2 protein-coding genes are annotated in these 2,603 nt (G+C 51.2%); both read left to right on the plus strand.

Annotated elements, in window-relative coordinates:
* Window positions 1-227 precede the first annotated feature (227 nt).
* Window positions 228-1,766, plus strand: a complete 1,539-nt coding sequence (gene istA / locus RJ32_RS14355) for an IS21 family transposase (protein WP_034823180.1) — start codon at window positions 228-230, stop codon at window positions 1,764-1,766.
* A gap of 11 nt (window positions 1,767-1,777) precedes the next feature.
* Window positions 1,778-2,524, plus strand: a complete 747-nt coding sequence (gene istB, locus RJ32_RS14360; RefSeq protein WP_034823181.1) for an IS21-like element helper ATPase IstB — start codon at window positions 1,778-1,780, stop codon at window positions 2,522-2,524.
* Window positions 2,525-2,603 lie beyond the last annotated feature (79 nt).

Here is a 2,603-nt window from a genome sequence, read left to right on the forward strand (position 1 = left end):
TGCATGTTTCGGATGAATCCGATCACTCATTTCGGTTCAATCCGATCACCTATTTCGGTTTAAACCGATCACTTGTTTCGGTTTTATCCGATCACTTTTAGCCTTTTTCCGAAATCACTGTTCGGATTGCCGAAATCGGTGATCGGAATGCCGAAATACCGTTCTTTTTCTTACTAAATCAACTGGTAAGCTCAACTCAACGCAACTGCATTGAGGAATGGCTGACCATGGCTAGAAAGAGAACCCAAATGAGTAAGATAAAAGACATCCTGAGACTTCGGTTTGATGCCGGACTCAGTTTGAGAGACATCAGTAAATGCTTATCTGTCGGCCCCGCCACCGTTAGCGAGATTTTATCGCGCTTTGCTGCCAGTGAACTCACTTGGCCGTTGCCTGACGAGTGCAGTGACACTGAGCTTGAGGCCGCTGTATATAAAGGCCGGAATGTGTCCCGCGCCAAACGCCAGCCAGACTTTTATGAAATGCATCAAGAGCTCAAGCGTAAAGGCATGACAAAGCTACTGTTGTGGCGCGAGTACCGCGAAAAGGACTCAGCCACTGCCTATGGTTACACGCAGTTCTGTGAGCACTATCGCAGTTGGCGCAAGACCCAAAAGCGCAGTATGCGGCAGTTGCACCTTGCCGGCGATAAACTGTTTATCGATTACTGCGGCCCGACAGTGCCTATCCTCAATCCCGATACCGGTGAAGTTCGCTATAACGCACAAGTCTTTGTGGCAACCTTGGGTGCATCAAATTACACCTATGTTGAAGCCGGGCGTTCACAACAACTGGAAGACTGGATCATGGCGCACGTACGTGCCTTTGAGTTCTTCGGTGGCGTGCCACAGCTACTGGTGCCGGATAACCTGCGTTCGGCGGTCACCAGGGCAAACCGCTACGCACCGGTGTTAAATGAAAACTATGCGCGCATGGCGCGTCATTACAACACTGCCATCATGCCTGCCCGGCCTTATAAACCCAAAGACAAATCAAAGGCGGAAAACGCCGTTCTTATTGTTGAGCGATGGATCTTAATGCGTCTGCGACATGATCACTTTTATACGCTATCCAGCCTTAACCAACGGATCCGGGAGCTGCTGGTTGAGCTTAATCATCGTCAGCAACGCGTTCACCCGGGCTCACGCCACGAGCTTTATATCCGTCTTGATAAACCCGCGCTAATGCCGTTGCCTGCGTATGGCTATCAATACATCGACAGTAAACAAGCCCGGGTCGGCCCGGACTACCATGTTCTGTACGCTAAGCACGCTTACTCTGTACCTCACAATCTGGTGGGGCAGACAGTTACACTGGAAGCAACAGCGCAAATCATCTGCTTTTACTATCAGGGTAAGGTCGTGGCGCAACACCCCAGGAAACATCAGCCCGGCGCGTTTAGTACGATTAAAGAGCATATGCCCGATGCTCACGTAAAACAGCGCTGGGGTGTTGAGCGCCTGCTTGGCTGGGCAGAAACCATCGGCAGCGGGACTCGTGCGGTTATCGCAGCCCAACTGGCTCGTCGACAACATCCGGAGCAGGCAATAAAAAGCTGCCTCGCCATCCTTAACCTGGGCAGTAAATACGGACAGGAGCGGCTTGAAGCCGCCTGTCAGAAAGCGCTAGTGCTCGAGCAACCACACCGCAAGGTCATTCTGAACCTGCTGGCAAATAACAAAGAGCAAGACCTCACGCATACCGAAGCCGACGACTCACCGGCAGTTAACCATCCCAACATCCGTGGACAACACTATTACCAATAAGGACGACCATTATGAGCTTATCATCACTCCATGAACAACTGCGTGCATTACGGCTGGGGCACTTCTGTCAGGCGTTACAACAGCAGCAAGAGCAACCGGACACCTATACCGAAATGAGCTTCGAAGAGCGTCTCGGTCTGCTTGCCACGCACGAAATACTGTGCCGTGACAACACCAAAGTAAAGCGACTGACCCGCCAGGCAAAACTGCGCTTCGATGCCCGCCCTAGCGGCATCGACTACCGCAGTGGCCGTGGGCTTAAGAAAGAAAAAATAGCGACGCTACTCAGCGGACAATACCTGCACTACAACCAGAACATTATCATTACCGGGGCAACGGGTTGTGGTAAAACCCACCTGGCTTGTGCGCTGGCAACGCAGGCCTGTGAACAACATCACAGTGCCCGTTATTACCGGCTCGGAGAGCTGTTGGATGAGTTACACGTTGGACATGCTGACGGCTCTTACCGCCAGCAGCTGAATACCTTAGCGAAGCGTAAACTCCTTATCCTTGATGACTGGGGTATGGAGAAGTTAAGTGCCCGTCAGGCGAATGACCTGCTTGATGTGATGGAAATACGCTACCAACAATCCAGCACCATTATCGCTAGTCAAATCCCCACCAGCGAGTGGTACAAACTGATACCCAGTCCCACCATTGCCGACGCCTTACTTGACCGCTTATTACACAACAGTCACCGAATCGAACTGACAGGAGAATCAATGAGAAAACTAGACCAATCCGATCACTTAGCGTAAAAAGAGGGTTATGAAAAAGAACGGCTAACAGGTGATCGGATAACTCCGGAATCGCTGTTCGGAATCACCGAAATACGCA

The organism is Idiomarina sp. 28-8, from assembly GCF_000320945.2.
GTDB lineage: Bacteria > Pseudomonadota > Gammaproteobacteria > Enterobacterales > Alteromonadaceae > Idiomarina > Idiomarina loihiensis.

Excerpts from the sequence above, each read along its gene's own strand:
- istA (WP_034823180.1), top strand. The coding sequence starts at position 228 with ATGGCTAGAAAGAGAACCCAAATGAGTAAGATAAAAGACATCCTGAGA.
- istB (WP_034823181.1), top strand. The coding sequence starts at position 1,778 with ATGAGCTTATCATCACTCCATGAACAACTGCGTGCATTACGGCTGGGG.